Annotated in this window: 24 protein-coding genes and 2 pseudogenes; 10 read left to right on the top strand and 16 right to left on the bottom strand. The window is 58.7% G+C overall.

Annotated features, from left to right (window positions below):
* Nucleotides 1-343: 343 nt before the first annotated feature.
* Together VKR55_RS03985 and VKR55_RS03980 are read left to right on the top strand one after the other, a co-directional pair.
* Nucleotides 344-640, top strand: coding sequence for a hypothetical protein (locus tag VKR55_RS03985; protein ID WP_324399872.1), 297 nt, complete (start codon nucleotides 344-346; stop codon nucleotides 638-640).
* Between the two features lie 78 nt (nucleotides 641-718).
* A complete protein-coding gene (locus tag VKR55_RS03980) occupies nucleotides 719-961 on the top strand; it encodes a hypothetical protein (protein ID WP_324399870.1) in 243 nt (80 codons plus the stop codon).
* A 147-nt stretch (nucleotides 962-1,108) separates the two neighbouring features.
* On the opposite strand, the gene VKR55_RS03975 is transcribed toward VKR55_RS03980, so the two are convergent.
* From VKR55_RS03975 to VKR55_RS03960, 5 genes are all read right to left on the bottom strand, one after another.
* Nucleotides 1,109-1,333 (bottom strand): DUF3606 domain-containing protein, encoded by a 225-nt coding sequence (locus VKR55_RS03975; protein ID WP_324399868.1) that lies wholly within the window; start codon nucleotides 1,331-1,333, stop codon nucleotides 1,109-1,111.
* A gap of 353 nt (nucleotides 1,334-1,686) precedes the next feature.
* Nucleotides 1,687-1,983, bottom strand: coding sequence for a 30S ribosomal protein S21 (gene rpsU / locus VKR55_RS03970; RefSeq protein ID WP_324399866.1), 297 nt, complete (start codon nucleotides 1,981-1,983; stop codon nucleotides 1,687-1,689).
* 102 nt (nucleotides 1,984-2,085) lie between these two features.
* Complete coding sequence (locus VKR55_RS33000) at nucleotides 2,086-2,268, bottom strand: hypothetical protein (protein ID WP_414642295.1); 183 nt, start codon at nucleotides 2,266-2,268, stop codon at nucleotides 2,086-2,088.
* A gap of 65 nt (nucleotides 2,269-2,333) precedes the next feature.
* Entirely contained in the window at nucleotides 2,334-2,642 is a 309-nt protein-coding gene (locus VKR55_RS03965; protein ID WP_324399864.1) for a hypothetical protein, read from the bottom strand.
* Nucleotides 2,635-2,904, bottom strand: coding sequence for a hypothetical protein (locus VKR55_RS03960; protein ID WP_324399941.1), 270 nt, complete (start codon nucleotides 2,902-2,904; stop codon nucleotides 2,635-2,637). The genes VKR55_RS03965 and VKR55_RS03960 overlap by 8 nt, the downstream gene beginning before the upstream one ends.
* 518 nt (nucleotides 2,905-3,422) lie before the next feature.
* Between VKR55_RS03960 and VKR55_RS03955 the strand changes: the two genes are divergently transcribed.
* From VKR55_RS03955 to VKR55_RS03945, 3 genes are all read left to right on the top strand, one after another.
* Nucleotides 3,423-3,770, top strand: a complete 348-nt coding sequence (locus tag VKR55_RS03955; RefSeq protein WP_324399862.1) for a response regulator — start codon at nucleotides 3,423-3,425, stop codon at nucleotides 3,768-3,770.
* 87 nt (nucleotides 3,771-3,857) lie between these two features.
* Nucleotides 3,858-4,646, top strand: a complete 789-nt coding sequence (locus tag VKR55_RS03950; protein ID WP_324399860.1) for an alpha/beta fold hydrolase — start codon at nucleotides 3,858-3,860, stop codon at nucleotides 4,644-4,646.
* Nucleotides 4,647-4,686: 40 nt separating this feature from the next.
* Nucleotides 4,687-5,757 carry a PAS domain-containing sensor histidine kinase gene (locus tag VKR55_RS03945; protein WP_324399939.1) on the top strand — a complete coding sequence of 357 codons (1,071 nt, stop codon included), beginning with the start codon at nucleotides 4,687-4,689 and terminating at the stop codon, nucleotides 5,755-5,757.
* 755 nt (nucleotides 5,758-6,512) lie between these two features.
* Here the strand turns inward: VKR55_RS03945 and VKR55_RS03940 are convergent.
* Nucleotides 6,513-7,703 carry an HWE histidine kinase domain-containing protein gene (locus tag VKR55_RS03940; RefSeq protein ID WP_324399858.1) on the bottom strand — a complete coding sequence of 397 codons (1,191 nt, stop codon included), beginning with the start codon at nucleotides 7,701-7,703 and terminating at the stop codon, nucleotides 6,513-6,515.
* Nucleotides 7,704-8,771: 1,068 nt separating this feature from the next.
* Here VKR55_RS03940 and VKR55_RS03930 point away from each other — a divergent pair.
* A complete protein-coding gene (locus tag VKR55_RS03930) occupies nucleotides 8,772-9,089 on the top strand; it encodes a co-chaperone GroES (protein WP_324399854.1) in 318 nt (105 codons plus the stop codon).
* A gap of 141 nt (nucleotides 9,090-9,230) precedes the next feature.
* On the top strand, nucleotides 9,231-10,877 hold the full coding sequence (gene groL / locus VKR55_RS03925; protein WP_324399852.1) for a chaperonin GroEL: 1,647 nt from the start codon (nucleotides 9,231-9,233) through the stop codon (nucleotides 10,875-10,877).
* 226 nt (nucleotides 10,878-11,103) lie between these two features.
* Here groL and VKR55_RS03920 read toward each other — a convergent pair whose 3' ends face one another.
* From VKR55_RS03920 to VKR55_RS03910, 3 genes are read right to left on the bottom strand one after another with little or no spacing between them, the layout of a single operon-like run.
* On the bottom strand, nucleotides 11,104-11,331 hold the full coding sequence (locus tag VKR55_RS03920) for a hypothetical protein (RefSeq protein ID WP_324399850.1): 228 nt from the start codon (nucleotides 11,329-11,331) through the stop codon (nucleotides 11,104-11,106).
* A 20-nt stretch (nucleotides 11,332-11,351) separates the two neighbouring features.
* On the bottom strand, nucleotides 11,352-11,720 hold the full coding sequence (locus VKR55_RS03915; RefSeq protein WP_324399848.1) for a signal transduction histidine kinase: 369 nt from the start codon (nucleotides 11,718-11,720) through the stop codon (nucleotides 11,352-11,354).
* A gap of 28 nt (nucleotides 11,721-11,748) precedes the next feature.
* The gene (locus VKR55_RS03910; RefSeq protein ID WP_324399846.1) at nucleotides 11,749-12,243 is read right to left on the bottom strand and encodes a hypothetical protein; all 495 of its coding nucleotides are present in this window, start codon (nucleotides 12,241-12,243) and stop codon (nucleotides 11,749-11,751) included.
* A 651-nt stretch (nucleotides 12,244-12,894) separates the two neighbouring features.
* Here VKR55_RS03910 and VKR55_RS03905 point away from each other — a divergent pair.
* On the top strand, nucleotides 12,895-13,236 hold the full coding sequence (locus VKR55_RS03905) for a DUF1488 family protein (RefSeq protein ID WP_324399844.1): 342 nt from the start codon (nucleotides 12,895-12,897) through the stop codon (nucleotides 13,234-13,236).
* Here the strand turns inward: VKR55_RS03905 and VKR55_RS03900 are convergent.
* Nucleotides 13,209-14,277: pseudogene (locus VKR55_RS03900) on the bottom strand (fatty acid desaturase). The gene VKR55_RS03905 and the pseudogene VKR55_RS03900 sit on opposite strands and share 28 nt — an antisense overlap.
* Nucleotides 14,278-15,469: 1,192 nt before the next feature.
* On the opposite strand from VKR55_RS03900, the gene VKR55_RS03895 reads away from it, so the two are divergent.
* Both VKR55_RS03895 and VKR55_RS03890 read left to right on the top strand, forming a co-directional pair.
* Nucleotides 15,470-16,147 (top strand): Crp/Fnr family transcriptional regulator, encoded by a 678-nt coding sequence (locus VKR55_RS03895; protein WP_324399842.1) that lies wholly within the window; start codon nucleotides 15,470-15,472, stop codon nucleotides 16,145-16,147.
* A gap of 612 nt (nucleotides 16,148-16,759) precedes the next feature.
* Nucleotides 16,760-16,999, top strand: a complete 240-nt coding sequence (locus VKR55_RS03890) for a DUF6894 family protein (RefSeq protein ID WP_324399840.1) — start codon at nucleotides 16,760-16,762, stop codon at nucleotides 16,997-16,999.
* Between the two features lie 1,075 nt (nucleotides 17,000-18,074).
* Here the strand turns inward: VKR55_RS03890 and VKR55_RS03885 are convergent.
* The 6 genes and pseudogenes from VKR55_RS03885 to VKR55_RS03860 form a co-directional block, all read right to left on the bottom strand.
* A pseudogene (locus tag VKR55_RS03885) lies at nucleotides 18,075-18,348 on the bottom strand (fatty acid desaturase); the annotation flags it as partial.
* A gap of 17 nt (nucleotides 18,349-18,365) precedes the next feature.
* Nucleotides 18,366-18,608 (bottom strand): hypothetical protein, encoded by a 243-nt coding sequence (locus VKR55_RS03880; protein ID WP_324399838.1) that lies wholly within the window; start codon nucleotides 18,606-18,608, stop codon nucleotides 18,366-18,368.
* Nucleotides 18,609-18,674: 66 nt separating this feature from the next.
* Nucleotides 18,675-19,970: a glycoside hydrolase family 130 protein gene (locus VKR55_RS03875; RefSeq protein WP_324399836.1), complete on the bottom strand. Its 1,296-nt coding sequence runs from the start codon at nucleotides 19,968-19,970 to the stop codon at nucleotides 18,675-18,677.
* 35 nt (nucleotides 19,971-20,005) lie between these two features.
* Nucleotides 20,006-22,291 (bottom strand): glycosyltransferase family 4 protein, encoded by a 2,286-nt coding sequence (locus VKR55_RS03870; RefSeq protein WP_324399834.1) that lies wholly within the window; start codon nucleotides 22,289-22,291, stop codon nucleotides 20,006-20,008.
* The gene (locus VKR55_RS03865; RefSeq protein WP_324399937.1) at nucleotides 22,288-23,274 is read right to left on the bottom strand and encodes a class I mannose-6-phosphate isomerase; all 987 of its coding nucleotides are present in this window, start codon (nucleotides 23,272-23,274) and stop codon (nucleotides 22,288-22,290) included. Before VKR55_RS03865 ends, VKR55_RS03870 begins: the two co-directional genes overlap by 4 nt.
* A 752-nt stretch (nucleotides 23,275-24,026) precedes the next feature.
* Nucleotides 24,027-25,382, bottom strand: a complete 1,356-nt coding sequence (locus tag VKR55_RS03860) for a DUF3363 domain-containing protein (protein WP_324399832.1) — start codon at nucleotides 25,380-25,382, stop codon at nucleotides 24,027-24,029.
* Nucleotides 25,383-25,393 lie beyond the last annotated feature (11 nt).

Below are 25,393 nucleotides of genomic sequence, written 5' to 3'. Positions count from 1 at the left end.
CGGTCACCGATGGATGCCGGAGGGAAGCGCGGTGATAGCCGACGGTACGCTCACTCCTCCCCAATAGCGAGCGTTAAGTGAAACACGAGCCGGCTATTTCGAAAGCAATGTCGTGATCGAGGCAAAATGAGGATGGCTTATGCGCTGTAATGAGAGCATGCTGTTTAATGTAACATCGTAAGGGTTGGAAAAGCGATCACGAGGTGAATGAGATGATCGCGGGACCTCTGGCACGTTGCGACGAAACCGACGTTCCAGCGGAGATCGGAAGGGCCGATCGAGTTGGTGTTGATCGGGTCAGTCGATATGCCGGATACGCAGCGAATCGATGCGAGTGCGCCTGATGACTGATGAACCGCTCGATCTCGACAAACACCGTGGCATGGCCGCTCAGAAAGCGACCGACCTTCGTCGCGTCCTGGCGGACGTCGAAAGCAATGCACGAGAACTGCGTGATCGGCAGGCGCACCTGGAAAATCAACTACTGTCGGTCCCGGCTGCTTCGTGGCCGGAGGCAGCCGCGAAGGCGCGCTATGTCCTGGGCCTGTATGTCGCAGACCTATCGGTTGAGGACACCCGTCATCGCGATCTTGTCGCAGCGATATTGGACGATTTTGCACGCCTGGCTTGTGACGTTTGATCGGCCGCCACGCATGCTGCATCTGTAACCGACGAGGGTCGAGCTCGCATTGCTGTTCGCCCGCTCAAGAAAGCTCAAATGGCCGTTGCGGACGAAATTATCGACTTATTGAGGCGGAAACGCCGATTGAAGCTTTCCGCAAGCGATATCGCGGAAATGCTGTACTGGGAGGACCAAACCTATAAGCAACGTGTCAAAGCAGATTGCCTGATGCTCTATGAACAGAACAGGCTTAGCCGCGAGGGTAAGGGAAGTGCTGACGACCCCTACGTCTACGGTATTTCTTCTATTGAGCGTCGTAATCAAGAGGCGAGTGATTGAAGCCGTATAAAGGTCGTTTCGGGAAAGCTAGCAAGCTTCGCCCGGCAGTTCGCCCCTTCCCAACAGTCGTCAGACCCGCAGCAAGCAGCTCATTCCAATGAACTTCGCCGGTCGGCGTCTCGTCCGGAAGCTCCGGCGTCAGCGCGCTCACGGCCTCAAAAGATCACTTTGGCGAATAGTATTCGCCGGCAAGGTAAGACGGCGTCGATCACCAGCTTCTTTGCTGACCGCGGCGATAGAATCGCCGGCTGTCCGAACCACTTTGGCAAGCTCCTGATGGGAAATTTTTAAGCGCTTTCGCAGGATCCGGACCTGTACGCGATCGTTCAGGTCGAACTTATTGCGCGCGCCAGTAAAATGGCGTCGGTGCATGGGGTGTCTCCTTTTGGGTGAATGGATGCGCCGGGCAGACAAGGTATCTGGCCTAAGGGGGACTACCCCAACTCCTGGCCTAAGTTTTTCTGCCTTCGGTGAGACAACCTGACATCGCGACTTGTGTTCCGGCTGCCGGCAAAGCTATTTCGTCCGATACTTATCAAGCTGTCATCGATGCTGGCTCAGCACTCTTTTCGTCGCTACGTGGACTCCTGCTCTGGCCAGCGCCTCTGCGATTGCTATTAGTCCTGAGGATCGACGCGGCCGAAGCCGGACAGAACAATATGGCGCGTGTCCTGCCAACGATCGCCGATGCTTGTCGCGCGTTGAGCCGGAAAACGTTCGGGCCGTCACGCAGATCGGCCGGCATTTGATCCGACAATATTGACGGACAATCTCGGCTTACTCTTGCCTTCAGGAGGTACCTTCCTTGCGGGTGCGGCGATCAGTCCATCCCGGATCGCTTGTTTGCGCGCCAGCTTGCGCGATCGCCTCACCGCTTCAGCCTTCTTTCTTGTTATCCTGTCGGAGGGCTTCTCGTAGAAGCGACGGCGGCGCATCTCCCGGAACACACCTTCACGCTGCATTCTCTTCTTCAGAACGCGAAGTGCCTGCTCGACATCATTGTCTCGGACAAATACTTGCACCGGGCTTGCTCCTCGGACGTGGAATTCGTTGTGGTCGATAGGAGGCCACCGAGATCAAGAAAGCCGGGAAGAAGGCGCCGGCACTGGCGAGCCGAGATTCGGCTAACGAGGACGGCCTTTTGCAGGCGGCGGATTGATTTCCGCGATCTTGTGAAGACAATCGGCCTCGGTATCGTGCGGCCCGGAGACGAACGTACCGCTCACTTTTGTGCTGTACCATCCGGCTTCGACGCCAAGTCGAAGCGACTCTTCGATAGTGACGCGGCGCGGCGTTAAATTCTGCATGGAAAATCGCTTTCTTGTAGGCGTTCAACCATCGAACGCTGTCAGGGGGTTGGCCGCTTGGAAGATCACGACTTTGGCTCAGCTGTTGTGGACAGCCGCGCGAAGTCGGCAAATATGGCGGCCACGAGGTCGCGATGATGCGTGTCGGCGGGCGAGAGACCTGCTGCGTATAAATTCAGCACATAACTTGCTTTTGCGACCGCTTCCGGCCACGACGTTGCTGGGATTAACATAAGTTCATTCTCGAGCGCGGCCTGCCGCTCGCGAAGGACTCGCGCGCTGCTTTCTGCGTCGGCCAGCGATCGTCTCAAGTCGGTCGCCTTCTGCGCGGCTCTGCCGCGGTGCCTGTCGAGATCGAGCGGCTCGTCAGTCATCGGGCGTGGACGCGTCGATGCGTTGCGCGTCGGACAAGTCGACCGAGCCGATGGAAATCATCTCCATCGTTGCATTGCGTGGTGGCGCCGCGGGAACCACGATCATCGTGGCGACACGGCGGTAAGCAGCAAACGACAATCCTTCGATCATCTCCTCGTCGGTGATGACCTCGTAATCTCCCGGCGGCAGCGACCGATCGATGCCATTAATCCGGAACGAGTGCTTGAACGTGATAGTTTCCCGTCGCGAGCGTGTGGTCATCGCCAGACGCAATCCGAAGACGGCTTCGGACCGGTTCGAGTATTATCCATCGAGGGACGGTGCGCTCTCTCACTCCAATTAGCCAGTGTTTTCTTGAGAATTTACGGCGCAGGCGAGATTAAATCCTCGCGTTACATTGTATTCGGCTTGTTTCGTTGCCATTTTAAGCATGCAAGTACCATTGCGGTCGAGTGTCGCGGGGCCTCGCGGCCGGAACTCGCACCAGCGCGCTTCGGGCATTCTGCCATTTCCCGAACAATGCAATCGGAACGGGCCCCACAGCATGAAGATCCGCGTCGATCGTGGCGACTGCTGAGGAGGAAGCTTTCGATCGAGCCGATTCACCTTGTTGATCCGGCATTGCCGTCGGCGCTTTTGTGCTGCTGCTGCTAGTCATGCGGCCCATTTGCTTCGCGGCCGATAGGCAGTGGTGCCGCATGCAAGAGAGCGCATCGCCTGTTTGAAGGCGCGGTAGGAACTTATCCGGCTGTGGCAGCTTGGACTTGGTTAGCGGGAGTGTGCAGTTGAAAATCCTTCTCGTCGAGGACGAGCCATTCATCCTGATGGACATCGAACTGCAGCTACAGCAGGACTCTCATTTCGTCGTTTCGGCTTCAGATGCTGACAAAGCCATCGTCGTTTTGCGGAATGAAGCAGTGGACCTCGTATTGAGCGATATCGATATGCCGGGCTCAATGGACGGGATCGGGTTGGCAGCCGCCGTGCGCGATCGATGGCCATCTGTAAGGATCGTTCTCATGTCAGGAAAGCAGCGTCCGACTTTGGACGAACTTCCGTCCAAAACCCGGTTTATGTCGAAGCCATTCAACAAATCGCAGCTCTTGCAGGCCGTTCGTGCGTGGTAAGTTGGGTATTTTGAACGATCCATCGACCGAGGACGCCGGGATGGTCTACGTCGCTAGGCTCGTAGGCCGGCGGTGGAAAGGCGGGTTGTGGGCGTAATCGAACGAAATAATGTTCATGTTCGGGGATCAGGCGAGATAGCCATGATGTTCGCCCATGGGTTCGGCTGCGACCAGAACATGTGGCGGTTCGTCGAACCTGCCTTTGCAAGCGATTTCAGAACGGTCCTCTTTGACCATGTCGGTGCTGGCGGGTCCGATCTGAAGGCTTACAGCAACTCGAAGTATTCGACACTGGGCGGATATGCCGACGATGTGGTCGAGATTGGCCACGAGATCGGTCTGAAGGATGCAGTCTTCGTCGGTCACTCGGTGAGCTGCATGATTGGCGTGCTGGCCCAGCAACGGGCTCCAGGCATGTTCGGGAGACTGGTGATGATCGGGCCGTCGGCTCGATACATTGACGATGGCGATTACGTCGGGGGATTTAGCGAAACCCAGATCGAGGAGCTCTTGCAGTTTCTCGAATCAAACCATATGGGTTGGTCGGCGCAAATGGCACCGGTAATCATGGGCAATCCAGACCGACCCGAACTCGGTGAGGAGCTGACCAACAGCTTCTGCAGGACCGATCCCGAAATCGCAAAAGCGTTTGCGCGCGTTACCTTCAAGTCCGACAATCGCGCGGACCTGGCCAAGGTCGATATCCCAACGCTCGTGCTTCAATGCAGCGAGGACATCGTTGCCTCAAAACCAGTGGGTGAATTTGTTCACCATAGCATACCCGACAGCGAAATGGTGATACTGGAGGCGACCGGTCATTGCCCCAACCTGAGCGCGCCCGACGAAGCTATTTCCGTCATGCGCGCGTTTGTCTGAGCTTGCCGTGCGTGATCCGCGGATCGATGATTACCAGGACATGATCGAGAATTCGCTGTGCGGCTACCTTACGCTGCAGACGAATGGTCGCATCGAACTTGTGAACCAGACGCTGCTCGGATGGGTTGGCCGCGGCCCGGATGAGATGATTGGCAAGCGATTCAGCGACTTTCTCAACATAGCGGGCCGCATCTATTATGAGACCCACTTGGCGCCGTTGCTGAGGATGCAAGGTTACTTCAACGAGTTCGCCATCGACATGCTTAAGGCTGATGGTGGGCTGATCCAATTGATATGCAATGCGCTGGAACGACGCGGCACCGAGGGCCAGCCCACCTTTATTCGACTTGCGATGTTTAAGGCTACAGATCGGCGTCGTTACGAACAGGAACTGTTGCAGGCTCGCGAAGTAGCAACCAGCAGTCTGGCAAGCGAGCGCGAGGCGTCGGAATTGCGCGAACAGTTCATCGCAGTGCTGGGTCACGACCTGCGTAATCCGCTGGCGTCGATAAGTGCCGGGGCAAGAATAATCGGGCGCGATGCGAAGACGGAAAAGGAGCATCAAGTCGTTGCGATGATGCAGACGACCATCATGCGCATGGCAGGCCTGATCGACAACGTGCTCGATTTTGCGCGTGGACGACTTGGTGGGGGAATCACTCTTGATCGCAACGACCGCGTCCTGCTCGAGCCCGTTCTGCACCAGGTCATCTACGAATTGCGGCTGTCTTCACCGGGCCGTCAAATCGATGCCGTCTACGCGATCAAAGCACCGGCGAATTGCGACAGATCTCGAGTCGGCCAGTTGGTTTCCAATCTGGTTGGGAATGCGCTCAGCCACGGGTCAGCAAACGAGGCTGTACGCGTGCATGCGGAAACAACCGATGGATTGTTCCGATTTTCCGTTGCGAACGGAGGTGAGCCCATTCCCGAAGCGGCTATGTTAAAGTTGTTCGAGCCATTTTTCCGGGGCGAAATGCGCGCCAGCCGACAGGGCTTGGGGCTCGGCTTGCACATTGCCTCACAAATCGCCAAGGCTCACGACGGCGTCCTGTCCGCAACGTCGACCCCTACGGAAACAAAATTCACCTTCGAGATGCCGCTTCGGTGATTGGCGGCGATGCGCGGTGCCCTGTTTCGAGTGCCACACCCATATTCACACTGTTCACGCTCATTCAGGGGGACGTTTCGGTCCTCAGTCGATCGAGGGTGCCAGAGCATGGAAACCAGGGGGCGTAAACATTCGACGCGGTGCGCTGGTGGGACGATTGGCGAAACAGGCCCTATCACGCGAGTGTCAGCTATTGGCCATCAGAGGGTGCTTCGCGCGTGCGCCAGCGAAGCAGAATGGAGGGATCCGACTCCGCCAACACCTTCCTTGCAAATTTGACGACTTCTCGCGCGCGCTCGATCTGCTCATGATCATAGTCGCCGGTATCGATCAATGGGCGCAGTCACCAGGCCTTCAGCAGCCTCCGACCTAGGAACATAGCTCCGGTTTCGGAGCTTTGGACGAAATGAATTGTCCGCAATGCAGGCAGCCGATGATTCTGTCAGGAAAGACTTTTTTCTGCGTCCCGTGTCGGGAATTCGTGTTGTTCTTCGCAGTCTCAAAGCGATTTGATCCTGATGCCGTTTCTCGTCCAGATTGGCTCAATGGTCGTGGTGATGCGCTCCGCAGCAGAAGCCCTGAGGCAGTTCGACATGTACGTTGTCATTCGGCCTGCAATATTTGGGAGCCGATTGACAGTCAAAGCCGGAAAAGCACGATCTGAGCAAACGACCTCCGGGGCTACCCGGCGAACGGACATTCTTAGGGTTCGTCGGCATGTCTCAAAGGTGCCAATAGCCGGAAAATAGCAGTACTCATGCGACCGCCGCGACTGAGCCAAGTGGCACATCCAACGAGTAGATGAATCCACCCGGTTCGTAAACGAGTTGGACCTGACCGGTCAATTGTTGGCCGAGAGAGCCCATCATTCTCGTGCCGAAGCTTCGCCTTTTTGGAGGCTCGACCGCCGGACCTCCCCTTTCCGTCCAAACAAGGCGGAGTCTCTGCTTCAACTCGTCTATCGTCCATGCGATTTCCACGCGGCCTGTCGGGACGGACAGAGCTCCAAATTTAGTAGTATTGGTGCACAGCTCGTTGAACGTCATCGCAAGTGCAATGACGGCTACAGAGGTAATCCTGATATCCGGTCCGTTGAAATGAAAGCGTCTGTCCCCCTGGCTGTCATAGGGCTCCGTCGCACTGCTTAACGTGTGCGTAAGGCTCGCGTTTGCCCAACTGACCTGCATCAGCAAATCGTGGGCCCGTCCTAACGCGATCAGCCTGCCTTCCATCGCCTTCTGTCCGTGCTCGATACTTGACGCTCCACGGAAACTCTGGGACGCGATCGCGCTGACCATGGCAAGGGTATTCTTGACGCGATGATGAAGTTCCCCGAGTATCAGCTTTTGCAATTTGTGGGCGGCATCGCGCTGCTCGGCTTCGATCCCAGCCTGAATTAGTAGGGCCTGCGCGTCTGTCCCGGCTTGTTCGAGCAGAAGGCGAAGGCTGTCGTTCTCCGCTGAGAGGACGGCCTCTTGTGCGGATCGGGACGAGGGATCAACCGTCTCCATGGCGTGCAGCGCCTGATCCGCCGGCCAATCGGTTGCGTTCGGAACGATCCTTAGTGCGCCCGCGCCCACCATCGCCTGCAACTCGGTAATCATTTGCTCGACGCCAAGCGGTTTGCCGAAGAACCGGCTGTCCGCGGGCCTTTCCGCGTCAGATGGCTTCACTTGACCGGAAACCAGTATGATCTTGATTGAGGGCCAGCGTTCGTGCACCGCGTGGGCGAGCTTCAGGCCGTCCATGCCGCCGGGCATTTGAATATCGGTGAACAGCAGGGAGACGTCCGAGCGAGACTCGAGAATCGACATTGCCTCGTCGGCATTGACGGCCTCGATGGGGCAGAACCCGGCATCCTCCACAAGATCGACCGCGCGCATGCGCAGAATCATCTCGTCTTCCACGACGAGTACGTTCGGCACCTGAGTTGAATCTGTCGACATGGATAACCTCACTCTCTCACAGGGAGCCGATTTGAGTTGCCCGAAGCGAACGTTGGTACAGCGATCGTCCGGCCGTTTAGCGCCTGCCGAGCGCCACGACATCGATCATTGCTGCGCCTTTCAAGCAAGGATAGCGAGCTAATTCGCAGCGCTCGACAGCGTGTCATCTCGAGCGATGACAGGCACCATGACTCGAGCGAATTAGGCGGGCAGACGTGATAGAGGCTCATCGCGCAATCGTTTCATGAGCATCAGCAAATGCGGCGGCATCCCAGGGGGCTTCGGCTTCATACAAATGGCCAGCTATTCACCGATTTCCTTGCAGATCGCCACGTTTGGAGGCGGCTGATCTCAACGTCGCCCTGCTGTGCGGAACAAGTCATGAAGTATCCGATACGTCGGCAAGAGAAATGGATGAGACGGGACCCGCTGCTATCGGCGGGCGGTCACAAGACGGGCTTCCAGGATTTTCGCTCCAGAGCCCGCGTTTCGCAAACAGGATGCGGCGAAATCTGGCCAGACCTGTGTTGAGCAATTCGAGGCAGAGGCTCGCACCTCAAGCCGGTCGCCCTTGGCCAGCACCGCAACATCATCCGTTTGCACTTTGGGAGCAAACCCGGGCAAGGCGATTACCGACGCTCCGAGGAGCGCGAGTACTGCAAGGGCTGACAGTGATTTGACCATTTGGGGCTGCTGACTTTTTCATCTTCGATCCCTCCACTTTTGGGGGTCGGCAATACAACAACCAAAACGAGAATAAGTTCCTTTATAGCAATCTGTACTTGTCCAATTCATTCGGCCTTTCTTGTTGCCGACTTCAGCTGCGGGTCGACGGGATCGAAAACGGCCTTGAGAATTGATGCGTCCACGAGGGGCGAACGCGAGGGCAACGCGTGACGTAACGGACCCGCAGGCCGGCGCTCGCTTTACCTGGGAAACTCAAGTTATCGTCAACATCGCGGGCGGAGGCCCTTGTGTCTCAGTGGCGCAGGCTTATGTGAGCAGCGGCTAGCACTCGTTCATTGCGACTGCCAATCCAGAAATAATCAAAAAGGCAAGGAGGATCGCATGCAATTCCGTCCGCTCCACGACCGCGTCGTGGTCAAGCGCATCGACGCCGAAGACAAAACCGCTGGCGGCATCATCATTCCTGACACAGCCAAGGAAAAGCCGTCCCAGGGCGAAGTCATCGCCGTTGGTCCGGGCGGCCGCGACGAAGCCGGCAAGCTGATCCCGATCGACCTCAAGGTCGGCGACCGCGTGCTGTTCGGCAAGTGGTCGGGCAACGAGGTCAAGCTCGATGGTCAGGAACTTCTGATCATGAAGGAGAGCGACGTCATGGGTGTTCTCACCGATCTGCCCGCCGCCAAGAAGAAGGCCGCGTAAGCGCGGCCAGTTCTCCTTATCCTGAGGAGCCGGCGCGGCCGGCATCTCGAAGGATGAGGCCGAAAGCTAAAATCTCGTCCCTCGAGAACTCGCGCGGTTGCGCGGCCTGTGGGATTGGGACCGTCGAAAACGGAGATCATTATGTCAGCCAAAGAAGTCAAATTCGGCGTCGAAGCCCGCGATCGCATGCTGCGCGGTGTCGACATCCTCAATAACGCGGTCAAGGTGACGCTTGGCCCGAAGGGCCGCAACGTGGTGCTCGACAAGTCGTTCGGCGCTCCTCGCATCACCAAGGACGGCGTCACCGTCGCCAAGGAGATCGAGCTCGACGACAAGTTCGAGAACATGGGCGCCCAGATGGTCCGCGAAGTGGCCTCTAAGGCGGCGGATGCGGCCGGCGACGGCACGACCACCGCGACCGTGCTCGCGGCTGCGATCGTCCGTGAAGGCGCCAAGTCGGTTGCCGCCGGCATGAACCCGATGGACCTCAAGCGCGGTATCGACCTCGCGGTCGAAGCCGTGGTTGCGGACCTCGTCAAGAACTCCAAGAAAGTCACCTCGAACGAGGAGATCGCCCAGGTCGGTACCATTTCCTCCAACGGCGACGTGGAAATCGGCAAGTTCCTCGCGGACGCCATGAAGAAGGTCGGCAATGAGGGCGTGATCACGGTCGAGGAAGCCAAGTCGCTCGAGACCGAACTCGAGGTCGTCGAAGGCATGCAGTTCGACCGCGGCTACATCTCTCCCTACTTCGTCACCAACGCCGACAAGATGCGCGTGGAAATGGAAGATGCCTACGTCTTGATTAACGAGAAGAAGCTATCTCAGTTGAACGAATTGCTTCCGTTGCTGGAAGCCGTAGTGCAAAGTGGCAAGCCTCTTGTGATAATCGCCGAAGACGTCGAAGGCGAGGCTTTGGCCACACTGGTCGTCAACCGTCTACGCGGTGGCCTCAAGGTCGCCGCCGTAAAGGCGCCGGGCTTCGGTGACCGCCGCAAGGCCATGCTGCAGGACCTCGCGGTTCTGACCGGCGGTCAGGCGATTTCGGAAGATCTCGGCATCAAGATGGAGAACGTTACGCTCGCCATGCTCGGTCGCGCCAAGAAGGTGATGATCGACAAGGAGAACACAACCATCATCAGCGGCGCCGGCAAGAAGGCCGACATCGAGGCACGGGTCAATCAGATCAAGGCGCAGATCGAGGGAACCACCTCGGACTACGACCGTGAGAAGCTGCAGGAGCGTCTGGCCAAGCTTGCGGGTGGCGTCGCGGTGATCCGCGTCGGCGGCGCGACCGAGGTCGAGGTGAAGGAGCGCAAGGATCGCGTTGATGACGCGATGCATGCGACCCGTGCGGCGGTTGAAGAAGGCATCGTGCCGGGCGGTGGCGTCGCCCTGCTCCGTGCTTCCCAGCACCTCAAAGGGCTTCGCACCAAGAACGACGACCAGAAGACCGGCGTCGAGATCGTCCGCAAGGCGCTGTCCTATCCGGCCCGCCAGATCGCGATCAATGCCGGTGAAGACGGCTCGGTGATCGTCGGCAAAATCCTGGAGAAGGACCAATACTCCTACGGCTTTGACTCCCAGACCGGCGAATACGTCAACCTGATCTCCAAGGGCATCATCGATCCGACCAAGGTTGTTCGCGTAGCCATCCAGAACGCGGCCTCCGTTGCCGCGCTGTTGATCACCACCGAAGCCATGGTGGCCGAAGTGCCGAAGAAAAACGCGAGTGCCGGCGCTGGCGGCATGCCTCCGGGTGGAGGCATGGGTGGTATGGATTTCTAACTCCAACCGTTCAGTGCTCAAAAGAAAAAGAAAGGTCCGGCAGCGATGCCTGGCCTTTCTGTCGTCGACGATGATAACGGCATGGAGTTGACGGGGTCTCAGGCAAGTAAGCCTGACATTTAAACACACCGATTTCAAGGATGGCGCGACAACCCGGACTGGACCATCGAGAAATATGCGCGTGGTATAAGCGAGTGCGATCCCTGGAACGAAATAGTCAAGATCGCTAGCCCAACAACGTGCGGACCTTATTGGCGGCGTCATAAATTTCGATCTGGAGTCTCGGATAAGCCGACTTCAGCTCCCGGCCCGATGTTTCAGCAGCCTCGGCAGTGTCGAACTCTGACTTGAAGTGGCCATCGACGATCGTCGCGAACCCTTCGGTGGGAGGCCAGTCGGCTCGCACCGCCTTCTTCGGCTCCGGCTCGTCAATTGAGAGAACAGGTTTTTTCATCGTTGCTTCTTCGCGGTTGCTCATTGCCTATGAAATGCCGGCGGCAAAGGTTCGCGCACGAGTTCGGTTAAATTCAGATCCTCGCCGCTTTCCGTGATGTCCGAGAACAATACCTCGACAAAGGGATGCTGTCGGTTGGACGCGGCGCCTCGCTGGTATTTTCCGCTTACGATTCGCTGAAGCGCGGCAAGGTTCAGCTTGCCAAGCGCGTTATATTGATCACGGAGCAGACTTTGTCGTCCTCCGCGATGCTCGACGGACTCCGCCCAGACGTCCAGTACCTTGCGGCCTACAAACGCCTCGACCCGTTCAGCTCCATCCAGGGCAAAAAGCCGCAGCCCGTCCATGTTATGGGGTCCGTCATCGATGCTGAATTGTGCAAGTGACATCGAAAATCCTCCTATGCTCAGCATTCATTCACATCGGCAGTCCGTCGCGAACTGCGCCTCCCTCGTTATCCCACCGCAACAAAGCCGCAGCGCCGGATCTCGCATCGCCAGCCGTGTCTTTCAAAGGCACGCCACCGGATTCATTCTTGTGCTTGTGCAGAAATCGGGCGATCTGCCCGCGGAGCGCCGCTGTCTCCCACAATTTTCCGACCGACCCGGCGGTATCGAAGATCTCCCGTTGCAGCGACGTCGGCAAGCTGTTCCATTGCATGATGATCGCCGCGCCGAGACAGCGCAAAACCTGCTCTTCTTCGGCAGCAAGGACCTCGCCGCGGGTCCGGTCCGATTCGTCAACGTGCACGGCATCATGATAAGCATCTGCGAGGCTACGCTCGTTATTCGCCAGAGCGACGAAGCGGTCCTCCAGGTCTTGGTATTTTTGGCTTTCCTCAACGTCAGCCGAGCTCTTGACGAGTTGACCGTACTCAGCTGCTTTCACGCGATACTGCCGGGATTTGAACATGCTGACCCCTTTCGTTTTGAAGTCGCGCCAATTCGAACGCCCGCATGGGTGGCACCATCTCGTCGGTGGACCCGGAGGGGCCACCGACCGGCCTTCATCTGGCCGGTGCATCGCCCTTGCCGAGGAAATGCTCGTGAATTTCTGCGGCGTTGCGAAGGATCATTGCCTTGTTCATCGCCCTCGTACGCCGAATTCCCGGCGGCATTTCGCGAGCTGCATTCAGGGCGGCCGTCGCCCTAACGTTCAGTTCGTCAGCTAGCGATGCCAAGGGTCGTTTGACCACAAACGAACTTTTTGCCTGAGCTGACAGCGGGACTCTGTCGAGGTGAATTACCACCGAATAAGCATCACAGCGGCGACCAACAGCACAAGAAAGATCGGCAGTAATATCGGGGGCACGAGCCACTCCCGAATACTGAATTTGTTGACATATGACATATTGACCGCCTTTGGTCGCGGCGGGAGCGCGAAGCTCTCAGTCACCGATAACGGCCGGGGGGCGCGCGGTGATATCAGACATATGGTGACCTTTCGCCGGATAACGAGGCTCTGCGCGACTTATTTATTCGGCCGGGATGGCCCGCATTGTAATCCGATTTCAGCGTAGCCACATAGATGAGAGCGCAGCCTTTCGGCGTTGCGGTGAGGACTGTGGCCATCGAAATATCTGGTGCAGATCGTGCGCAGGCCGGCACGGATCTCGTGCACTGGCAACTTGATCGGTTCCAGGCAATGATTGCGTTCCCAAATTATAGCCGCTCCTACGACCGAACCCGGCATGCCGTGCGGTTCTGGGGATATGATAGCGCAATGGAGGCATCCTTCTTCATAAACGAGGCCGCGCTCCGGCACATCCAGCCAGATACCCGCCCCGACGAGGCCGGTTTCCTGAACGCGTTCGATTCCAACCGTGACCGGATATGCGCTGCTGCCGCCAAGGTTTATGTTCGCGGAAGCAGGGGTTCTTACGACCTGGTCGCCCATAATTTCTGAAACGAAAATCCGGTGGCCGTTGCCTGAACGGGCGCTCGATGTACGGCCGCCTCTCCAAATGAAACCAGACGCCCCCCATTCTCGTCCCACAAGGCGAGCGGTGCACACTGCAAGCTCTGGAACAGGGTGATTCGTCCGACGGCAGCGAGCTGCGGGTGATCGCGCAATACATCCGGCAACCGATAACAAGGAATTCGACTGCACAGGTGATGGACGTGGTGAACGCCGATGTTCGCCGTGAACCAACGCAGGACACCCGGCAGGTGATAGTACGAACTGCCATGCAGCGCGGCTTCGTGAAAACGCCAGGCCTCACCGCGGGACCAGGACGTGTACTCGAACTGGTGCTGGACATAGAACAGCCAGACGCCGATCGATGCAGCCAGAATCATGATGGGCAGATGCACCAGCAGATAAGGTCCCACGCCGACCAGCCGGATCATCCCAGCGATCAGAATCGCGATGGCGGCGTTCGTACCCATCGTACTCAGCCAGGGCGCCCAGCCGTTTCGCATCATCCCGATCGGCAACCGATGCCGCAGGATGAACAAATAGGCAGGACCTATGCCGAACATCACGATCGGATGCCGATACAGGCGATAAAGTATCTGGCGCCATCGCGGTCGCGCGACAAACTCGCGGACCGTCAATACGTCGATGTCGCCGACGCCTCTCTGATCGAGATTGCCTGAGCTCGCATGATGGCGCGCATGGTTCCGTCGCCAGTAATCGTAAGGCGTGAGGGTCACAACGCCGATCGCGCGGCCGACCCAGTCGTTCGCAAGGCGACCGTGAAAGAACGCGCCGTGACCGCAATCATGCTGGATCATGAAGAGACGGACGACCAGGGCCGCCGCGGGCACCATCAGCAGCAGAGCACTCCAATGGCCGTGAACAAGAACGATCGATATCACGGCCCAGATGATAAAGAAGGGCCCCGCTGTGATCGTCAGCTCGAACACGCCACGCGCGTTGTTGGGCTTCGCGATAACGCGCGAGCTGTTGCGCCAGCACGCGCTCCTCTGGTCGGCTTTCAAACATCTCTGGACTGCTTTCGAACATGTGCATTCAAAGCACGTTTATTCGCCGCCCCTTCCGGGACCGCGTCACGCGGGCCCGCGCAGCGCTGACGGCATCGACGAGCCGATCATCTCGCGCAGCGACAAATGCCGTGATGAGATTCACTTTCGGCTCCTGGTCGAGAGACCGCTCCCCGAACCCGGACACTGATCCATTTCTCGATATTTTACTGAGCAATATTGCTCAGCCTGGAATCCAGGCGTCGCAGGGCAATTTTCGGCGAGAGTGAGCAAAATTGCACAGCGCAGACGTGCCGACATGATAATTTTGTGACGGGTGCTGCAAGCTGACCTTTGGCATCTAAGAATGGTCTTTGGTGCGCAACCCTCACGGAGTCCATTTTTTAGCCGCACAAAGGAAAGAGGCCGCGAACTGAGGGCAACCTGAAAGGTTCATCGTGACGCCGAAGGTCAAAGAGCATACCTGCACGGCCTGCAACGGAACGGGCTTCCCCACTGTGAAGCAGCCCATGCTGGCAACTCACAAGATCTATCCGGAAAAGTGCACGATTTGCGCGGGGAAAGGAAGAATTGCGGACAGCACCGACTGAGGCGGCGTTAACGCTTGTCCGACCCACAAAGCGACTCAATTCCGCAGGACCATTGGTCGCGGCGCTCACGCCCTTGGCGTTGGACAACCGGGAACCGCGATCTGCGAGCCGATAGGCGCGCCTTCCTGATCCGGTCACGTAGCCCGTCTAATTCCTGCATTTGAGTTCTTAGATTGGCTGTCGTGTTGGCAATCGCTGTAAGGCGCGGGTCAATGACGTTTCCAGCGCGCTTTTGAAGAGAACTCATTTGAACGCCCCACCAACTAAAATGAGATCGTCGATATTGGGACAGTATGCTTTCCCGAGTCCAAGGCTGCTGATCAATATTGCTCACATCGGAAAAGTTAATGAATCAAACAGACCGCTAAATCTGGTTTGCCGGACGGCCACGCGGGGTGTACTCGCGGGAACCAAGCCACCACGAATTGGTTGGCCCGGAGGTAGATTCGTTTCAGGATCAGGTAGAGCCGCAATTTCCCCTTCCATGAAGCGACCGCCGCGGGCGTCCATGCGCAAGGCTCGCCGGCGCAAAACAGCCAAGTTCCCTAATATGCTGGCCGCCGGATCTGCTAAACTAAGGTCAACACCGGGCGCAAGGGCCTCATGTCAAAAGCGGCGAAAAGCTTGTTTGATCCAAATCTCTTTCTCGCCAAGGTCAGCGAGGGCACAACCATATTGAATTTTGAAAAGAACGCGGTCGTTTTTTCGCAGGGGGACGCCGCAGATTCTGTTTTCTACATCCAAAAGGGAAAGATCAAGGTTCTCGTTGTCTCCGAGCAGGGCAAGGAAGCCGTGGTCGGAATCATGGAGCCCGGACAATTCTTCGGCGAAGGATGCCTGAATGGCCATCCCTTGCGAATTTCAACAACGACGGCAATGGAAGAATGCGTGGTCACTTCCATCACGAAAGCCGCGATGCTCGCGGCACTCAAAAGCGAGCCACAGTTTTCCGAATTGTTCATGGCATATCTTCTAAGTCGAAACAGCCGCATCGAAGAAGACCTAATAGACCAGTTATTCAATTCGAGCGAGAAACGGCTCGCGCGTCTTCTCCTGCTTCTGGCAAATTTCGGAAAGGATGGCGCCCCACAGCCCATCACCACGCAGGTTAGCCAGGAGACGCTTGCCGAGATGATCGGCACAACCCGCTCCCGTGTCAGTTTTTTCATGAACAAGTTTCGCAAGCTCGGCTTCATCACCTATAATGGAAAGATCGAAGTTCATAGTTCGCTCTTGAACGCGGTTTTGTATGACAAGCCCGAAATTAAGAGCGACGAGTGAGGCGGCTGGGCGGAAGGATCGACGGGGCACGTCAGGCCGCCGTTTTGGTTTGAAGCGGTGACGACCGTGGGCAGGAGGGCGCTCCAGCGGATCGAGAATGGCTTTGGCGATCCTCCCGACGGTGACGGACGATGCGCCGGCAACCGTAACTATTGCGGCGCCACGGTAGGCCTCGATGGCGCGATCTGCCCGGCGGGCCCGATTCCCGACGGCGTGGGCCCCGAAAAGTTCGCGGTCTATGCACATGCAAACTCGGCGGCAGTGTTTGAAAAGTTGAATGGAACGCCAGTTAGCCAGTTAGCCATTAAAGGCGCGCAGCTTAGAAGAGCGGGGCGCCTGGGGATTCCGGGCGAATACGGGACCCGAGCCGGAAATTGTTTTGCCCGTTTGCGGAAGTTCTTTTCCGTTCCCGTTTTGCGATCTGTTCTCAGCGGTCGGCTTGGGTGCTGTCCGTGTTCAACCCCATTTGTCTTAAGTGAAATTATGAGGTGCCCTAAATCGATTTTGGAACGCGGACTGACCTGTTAAATTGATCCCCATCACCGCCCGGACTTGGCCAACATCGGTGACTGAGAGACGCTCCGCGCTCCCGCCCAATGGGAACGTAACTAAATGCGTTATTATTTCGATCAGCGAGACTGGGACGGACTCTGCGTTGATGACGAAGGGACGGAGCTGCGCAGCCTGGAAGCCGTGCAGAAAGAAGCAACTGACTCCCTGGCAGACGCAATACGGGAGGTGTTACGCTGGCCCATTAGGGCGGGAGGAATTTCGATAGAGGTCCGGGACCACAAGGGGCAAGTCATGTCCGTCCGGTTCTCCATCGAGATTGAGGTCGGCCGCAAGAATTGAGGCCGCCTCAGTTAGTAGCCGCCAACGCGATCTACTTCTCAAGAAAGCGCGACAGGCCAACTAACTCGACCTGCAGCCATGGAAATAGCGATGGACCGGATCGCGCTGGCCGTCCTCTTCTTTCTCGCGGCTAGCTCAGTTGGATCGAGGACATGGAGTAAGGCTGCCCCGCGCGCAGGGACGAAATACGAATTAGATGGACTTCGGGGCAAATTAAGCGCGTAGTCCTTTACATCACCGCGCTGTCATATGGCCCATATCGGTGACTGAGAGTCCGGTAACGCTCCCGCCCAATATTGGAAGGAGTGTCTATGACTTGGCTCTTCAACAAATCCCCGACACTGTACGAACGCCTCACCCAAGAAAAGAAGCGACTCGAAGCCGAAGCGAGTCGGTCCGATCCCGGCCTAACCCGCAACAAGCTTCTGGAGAAGATTCGTCAGCTTGATGTCGCGTCGCATATTAATGGGTGGCTGGCATCGCCTGGGTTACGTGCTCCAAGCCGAACGGTACATTGAGTCCACGTCACCATGGACCCCTTGGATTTTAAGTTCGCCAACAATCTTCGGCCGCCCTGTTCCAGATGTGGTAGGCCATTGGTGTTGACGAGGATCGAGCCGGATAAAGCCGGGTTTGATCGGAGAATCTACTATTGTGCGCATTGCCAATCGGCGGAATCTATCATAGCGCGCGTCTGAATAGGGCCGTCTCAGTTAGCAGCCTAAATTCGGAGTGTCCCAGTTCGGTTACGCCTCGGGCGAGCGAACTATTCAGCAAACACGAACACCTGAGAGCGCTCCGCCATCGACGCGATTGTTGTAAAGAGGATTCCCGGCGACAAGGACTCGCCTGAGTTACGCAAGAAGATCGCCAGCGCGATCACCGAATGCGCAGGCGGTGGAACGCGCTCACTGATCGACTTTCAGGATGCTGGCATGAAGAGCTTGCCGAGTCCACCCAACCCTCTAGGCCGATATGGCAGGTCTGGCGGCGGACATGATTGACGCGCCTTCACACGGCTTTCAATGCCGCAACTCAGATTGTAGAGCGGAATACGTGGCGGTGCTTAAGAGCAAGGCGTAAGGGTCACAACGCCGATCGCGCGGCCGACCCAGTCGTTCGCACGGCGGCCGTGAAAGAACGCGCGGTGGCCGCAATCATGCTGGATCATGAAGAGACGGAGGACCAGCCGCAGGCACCATCAGCAGGAAGCCACTCCAATGGCCGTGGGCGAGAACAACCCACATCAAGGCCCAGATGATAAAGAAGGGCCCCGCTGTGATCGTTAGCTCGAACACGCCGCGCGCGTTGTTAGGCTCGCGATCGCGCGCGAGCTGTTGCGCCAGCACGCATCACCACCGGGATCTCAGTCAAAGGCGGAAGGAAACTTGCCCATGCGGAAGATGACCGTAGGCTCGTCATCATAGTCGCCCATTTCCGGATCCCCGGTGGATGAGAAGGCAACGACGCCGAGTTTGCTCGGCGCCAGTCGCTCCGCCGTTCGGACGGCCGCTGTCGCCGATTTACAGGGTATGGGAGCATCGGCCTTGAGATTGCTGCCTCGGCCGGCGTTGAATGACTGGACGAAATAAATCGTTTCGCGGGCCATCACCTCTCCTCGCATCATGGGTCGAACGCACTTGCATGCCGCGCCTTGCCTTCGCGGAGATCGCAACTAGGCCCGCATCGCCTGCATCAGCGCCGAGATATTGACGGTCGCAAAATTGGAGTAAGTATCCGATACCGCGTATGGCAGAATGATCTGGTCGTTGTGCTTTATGGCGCCGCACGTATAGACGACGTTGGGGACGTATCCTTCGCGTTCGGATGGTCCGGGCCGCAACAACGGCTCGCTTGAACGCGCTAGCACCTTGGAGGGATCGCGCTTGTCGAGCAGCGCCGCGCCGATCGAATATTTCCGGACCGGCCCCACACCGTGCGTGAGCAGCAGCCAGCCTTCGTCCAGTTCGATCGGTGAGCCGCAGTTGCCGATCTGCACGAACTCCCAGGGAAATTGCGGCTTGAGGATGGCCAGGCCGCCTTCCCAAGTGTACAGGTCGTCCGAATAGACGAGATAGAGATTCTCGTTGTCCTGTCGCGCGATCATGGCGTATTTGCCGTCGATCCTGCGCGGGAACAGCGCCATGCCCTTGTTGCGCGCGGCGGCGCCTTGGAGGGGCGACATCCGAAACGTCAGGAAGTCGCTGGTCTCGATCAATTCGGACCGGATCGCCGTGCCCTTGTAGGCAGTATAGGTCGCGTAATAGGTCTTCCGGCCGCCATCGGTGAACTGGACGAAGCGGGCATCTTCGATGCCGTGCGACTGGGAGTCCGTTACCGGAAAGATGACGCGTTCGCTGATATCCTGATCCGGCCTGAAGACGAGCTCCACCTCGTCGCCGATCGGTCCCGGCATCGAATGCCCGAGCCGGGGACTCGACGCGAGCCTGGCCGTGGAATCGATCGCGATGCTGCCGTCGGCCCCGACGGTGCCGGCGCGGAAGGTTAGTGACGACACGTGTCCTTCGCCGACGGCACGCAGACTGAGAACAAAGCGCAGGCTGCCGGTCGACGTCCCCGACTGGTCGGGGTGCGGTACGATGCTCGGATTGAACAGGGCCGACGCTTCGAACGAATACTCGTTCATGAAATAGGCGCCGACGAGTTGGCGCTGGGTTTCGGAGAAACCGCCATGCGCCGCGAAGGCCTCCTCCATCTCGTCGGCACGGAGCTCGAACGTCTCCAGCAGGTTGCGATGCCGGCCCTCGAAATTATTCAGCACATCCTCGAGCTGGCTGGCCGCAACCTCCGGCTCAAGCGCGAGAACGCGTTCGACGATGTGGTTGGCGCGTGCCTTGTCGGTCGGGTTGAGATCGCGCGGCTCCGTCGCCGGCTTGAACGGGCGTACAATGACGCGCGCGGGATCGGGCCGCAAATAAAGCGCCTGTCTATGCAGAAATGTGGCGTGCAACGGCGTGCCCTCGGTTGGTCGGAACGGGCATTAAATCAAGCGCCAACGGCGTGAATCGCCACGGCAGTTGTCAGGCTGACATTGATGCGAGCTTGCTGCCGAATCTCGGCAAGACCCAACAGATAGCACACAACCGACTCGCCCCCCCGATTTTCGTTGGCACGATCGGGATGCAGTCCGTCCCGGCAACTGCCGGTCGTGACATCGACGAGCGCGAGCGAAAGGTCGTTGCTGCCGAGAAACCAGGCGAAGACGTTGGCGGCGATGGACTTCCATTCGGCATCACCGCTCGCGCGCCACGCCGTCAGGCAGGCGGCAATCGTCGCCGTCGCTTCGACCGGCTGCTGATCGAAAGTACGAGGGGATTTCCGGAGTTCGCCGAAACTGGCCGTACCAACCGGCCGGAAATACCCCGCCGATGCCGTTTGTTGTGTCATCAGCCAACGCAGCGATCTCAGGCCGGCGTCGACATAGCCCGGTGTCTGCGTCGCCATGCCCGTCGCTATCAAGGCCTGCGGCAGTCGCGCGTTGTCGTAGGCGAGGCCTTCCTCGAACCACTTCCAGTCCGGCGTCTCGACCGAGGCGAGGCTCGACATCAATCTTTCGGCGAGCGCACGACGAATCTCGCAGGCTTGATGATCATCGGGAGCCGCAGCGCAATAAGCGTCGAGACCCAGCAGCGTGAACGCCGACGCGCGGGGCGAATGAAAGGTTTTCACGATCGGCAGTGCAGCAGCGAACAAGGCGGCCGCCCATCGGCGCCGTGACGGACTGGCATCCTTGCGCGCGCATTCACCCAACGCCCACAGCGTCCGTCCGTGGCTGTCTTCGGAGCCTTTGTCTTCAAGCCAGGTCCGATTGAAGCCCATGAAGTTGCGGAAGCGCCCGCTGTCCGGGTTCCAGGCATGCTGCACGAAGGCGGCAAAACGCGCGGTCAGCGCATCCGCAAGGGGCTGCTCGCCCGGTCCGTTGAGGGCACAGGCCAATAACAGCGCGCGAGCGTTGTCGTCCACGCAATAGCCATGCGAGCGATCCGGCACCGAATGTACGGCGTGCTGGAACAGGCCGGTATCATCGCACATCGACAGAAAATGACCGGTTTGCATGGCCGGCACCGCGGGGCCGTGCGGCGCGATCGTGTCCGGCTCGCCGCGCGCGATGACCTTCAGCCAATGTCCATGCCGCGCATTCTCAAAGACAGCCAAATAACGTTCGGCGGTGCGCTCCCATGTCATCGATCGGCTGGCCGCGTAGGCCCGCTCGCGCATCGCTTGCCGGCGAGGACCGTCGGTCAGCAATTGGGCAATTTCGCTGCCGATCGCTGCCACATCGCCAAAGGGAACCAGAACGCCGCGTCCGTCGGCCAGCAATTCGCGCGCATGCCAATAAGGCGTCGACACGACCGGTTTTCCCAGGCCAAAGCTGTAGGCCAGCGTGCCCGACGTCATCTGCGCTTCGTTGAGATAGGGCGTAACATACACGTCGCACATTGAAATGAATTCGAGCAACGTGGACTGGTCGACAAACTTGTCGAGGAACACGACCTGCTTCTCGATGCCGAGTTGCTGCACGCGCGTCAGCAGGCTCTGGCGATAGGCTTCACCCTGATCCCGAACCAGATTGGGATGGGTCGCGCCGAGCACCACATAGACCGCGTCGGGGCGTCGTTTCAGGATCGAGGGCATGGCGTCGATCATGACTTCGATGCCCTTGCTGGGGGACAGCAGACCGAATGTCAGAATGACGGAACGGCCGCCGAATCCGAGCTTGGCCCTTGCCACGTCCGGCTCGACAAACGGAAAGTCGGGAATGCCATGGGCGATGACTTCGATTTTTTCGTCTGGCACATGATAGACGCCGCGCAGCAGCTCGCGTCCCTTGTTGGCCATCACGATGATCCTCGAGGACCCTTCGACGATGCGTTCCATCACCGCACGTTGACCCACGGTCGGCTTGGCGAGCACCGTGTGCAGCGTCGTCACGACCGGCATGGTGAGGCGCGAAAGCAGCTCGAGGATGCTGGCGCCCGCCTCTCCGCCAAAAATTCCGAACTCGTGCTGCAGACAGGCGATATCGAAACGGCCGGCGTTCAGAAAGTCCGCCGCACGACAATAGTCCTCGATCGCGTCATCCTTGACCTGGAAGGCGACGGAAGCGGGATAATGATAGACCTGACCGTGGTCGGTCATCGCCACGATACAAGTCTCGAGATTCGGCCGGGACCCCGAGATCGCGCGTTGCAGGTCGGTCGTAAATGTCGCGATTCCACAGCGGCGTGGCAGCGAGTTGCCGATCACCGCGATCCTGCGGAGCGACGTCACGTTCGCACCTGGGCAAGGTCCATCAGCGCCGGAGCGGCAGTGGCAGCGGCGCGTCGTGAAACAGTATTGACCGATGACTCGCCGAGCCGCTGCAACAGCGAACCGATCGGCGCGGTTGCCGGATAGGCGACGAGCGCGGTCAACCCATTGACGCCGACTTCGATGCTGGTGGGGCCGCCGGCGACGAAGACCGCCTGTCCTATCGATGCCGCGACCAGTCCGATCGCGGCGTGGCCGTCGAGAACAAGAACCCAGGTCTCTGCTTCGGCGAGCAACGCCCAGCTTGAGCCCTCGGGCAGATCAAGCCGCTCGAGAATGAAATATCGGCTGGCGACGAGAACCGTCCGCTCAGCCGTCAGGCGGGTCGGCTTTTGCGCAGGTCGAAGCGGCCATGCGTTGGCCACCGCCACGCCATTGTCTTCGTGCAATTCGCGCTGACTGCCATAGTCGAACAGGCGGAATGTAGTGTCGCTGCGCTGTTGAACTTCGGCCAGCACGATGCCGGCACCGAGAGCGTGGATCGTGCCGGCCGGGATGAAGATGACATCGCCTTTCTCGACCGGACGCCATCGAACCAGTTCGACGATCGAGCCGTCGTGGATCGACGCGCGTAACTCCTGCGGCGTTACTCGGCGCTCCAATCCAACGCCGATCCGCGAGCCCGGTTCTGCCGAGATGATGTACCATGCCTCGGTCTTGCCGTTCAGCATTCCCATCGCGCGCGCGTAAGTATCATCCGGATGGACCTGGATGGACAATGGCTTGCTAGTGAACAGCAGCTTGAGCAGCAAGGCAGGAATCGGAGCGTCGTTGTCGGCCCGCTCGAACCACAGCTCTCCCACGGCATCAACCGTACCGTCGATGCCGCTCCAGGGCTGCAGATCGCTAACCCCCCACGGCTTGCGAACGGCTCGCACGGAGGCGTGTTCGACAGGCATATTTCTCCTGACCCAAGAAACGCACAAGGCGCGCCAGACGCCCACGTCCAAGCGACGTGCGGTCAGTCGATGTCGTTCATAGGATTGACGAGGCTAAGGCGTCGCGTTCCGGGACACGCCTTATTGCAAAGAACAGCTTGCGCTAATCATCCATATGGATACTGCGGCACCCAATATCAACCTCTCCGCGGTGCGCGCCGTCGATATACCGGAAAAGATCGCTTTCTCGCCGGACGGGTCATGGGAGCTGACCGACCAACTTTCAGAGAGTCGCCCCCTGCGTTCGCCAGTCACCGTTGGTGGCTGTTTGTTGTGCTGCGTGGGGTCACAGCGAGGCAGGGAAGGATGTCTGGGCGTTTTTTCAGCAGAAAGACCCGCCAAAAGTCGCGCGACCCGATCAGTTGTCCCGCCTTCAAGGTGGGGCGCCGGCCGGCGGCGGGGTTGCTGGCATTGCAGCCGTGCGCTGGCTCAAGGTCGAACGTGTGTCTCGACGCCAAGGCAAAACATCTAGCGAGGCCTCAAAAATAATCGCCGCTATCAAACTGAATTGCATCAACAGCCATTTTAGCTGTTCTTCTAAGCAAGCCGCGGAAAATGATGGCACCCTCAGCCCGCGATCTTAGAAGTGAAGCGCGATGCTTCCATCCCCGTCAATTGCACGGCGAGCCTAGGCCGGGCCGCCGATGACCTGTCAGGCCCGCCAGCTGCGAAGCGAGGGTGCGGCACGCGCCCGCCTTAACAGGGCGGCGGCGGTCCGGCCCAATTGAAGGGAGTGGGCGTCCTTCGCAGTGACTGCACTACAAGCTGAGCCCCCTGTTCCTTCCAAATGTCCACTCGATGCCACCGTCGTCGCGCATAAGGCCGCCGATATGCTGGCCAATGCGCTTCTCGAGGAGGGGTTGCCAGGGCACGAGCTGAAAGCCAAGCCCGTTGTCGATCATGGCGAAGCGTCCGCTGACAAGACTGGCGACGCCAGCGAGGCGGCCGCTGATATACTCACCGGCATTTGCTGGCATGTACGTTAGGCCGCGCTCTCTTGCCATCTGATGGCCGGCACGCTCAACCTCCTGTCGCCCAAGAGTCGACAAGGTGCCAACAGGGATGTGAACGTTGCCATCTTTTGCCGTCGCAAGAAGACCCATCTCGACAAGTTGCCGAGCCCGACGACTAATAGCTCTGTTGACCTCTCTGCCAAAACCGCTGTCCCTGATTTGCGAGCGGTCCTCGGCAATAATCTGTCGGTCGAGCCAGGTCGCACCATCGCTGGCAATCTGCCGGTCGAGGTCGATGGCCGAGAGCGTCCGTATTCTCAAGCCATCGCCGCCTTGGCTGAGGTCGTAAGCCTGTCCACGTGCGACGATGTCCTTCGGGACCTTCCAATTGTCGGCATCGATTCGCTCGACAAGGCCAGCCCGGCGCAATGCCTCCAAGCGTCGGACATGGGAACGCACGAACGCTTCGGGGTCCTTGCCCTGCCGCTCAAAGCTGTCGCGGATACGCTCCAGGTGCCGGCTCGGCCGGTAGATGCCGTTGTCCTCCCCGGCATTGCCGGCAATGTTGCGGTCGGCAGGTCTTGGACCGGAGACCGCGGGTGCTGCTTCAACGATCATGTCCCGCCCGACCTCCTCGATCCGACTCGGATCCTTGAACTCCATGTGATGGACCCGGCCATCGATGCCATCGACGATTAGGTAAACCCGCTCCCCCATCTCGTCTCCGGCCAGACCCTTGGTCAGGACCCGGCCGACGATCTTCTCGCCTAAGCCTTCGCTGTGAAGAGCGAATTGGCCAGAACCACGCTCCTCGGCGAGACCATTCCTGGTGAGCGCCCGATGGATCGAGTTGATGGCCTCATTGCGGTAGTCCAGATCCTTCAGGACTTGCTCGGCGCGGTCGGACAGGGACCATCGTCCCGGCTCAAGCTCGGTTGCTATTCCATAGCGCTCCAGGTGGCGCACCCGGCCGATCATGAGGTTGCGGTTTTCGCGGACGAGCCAGGTCGCCCCCTCTCTTGGCCGCAGGTCTATCACGCCCCGCTCCTGCTGCTCGGTGAGCAGCATCTTATCGAGCCGGGTCACACGCTCGGCCTCGACCTCATTCTGCAGTTTGGTCTGAAGCTCGATCTCGCTCTGATGACCCAATTCCCGGGTCACCAGCTCGCTCG

The sequence above is a fragment of the Bradyrhizobium sp. genome, from assembly GCF_035309285.1.
Classification (GTDB): Bacteria; Pseudomonadota; Alphaproteobacteria; order Rhizobiales; family Xanthobacteraceae; genus Bradyrhizobium.
Note: the sequence above shows the minus strand (reverse complement) of the source record. Positions and strands in the feature narration are given on the sequence as shown.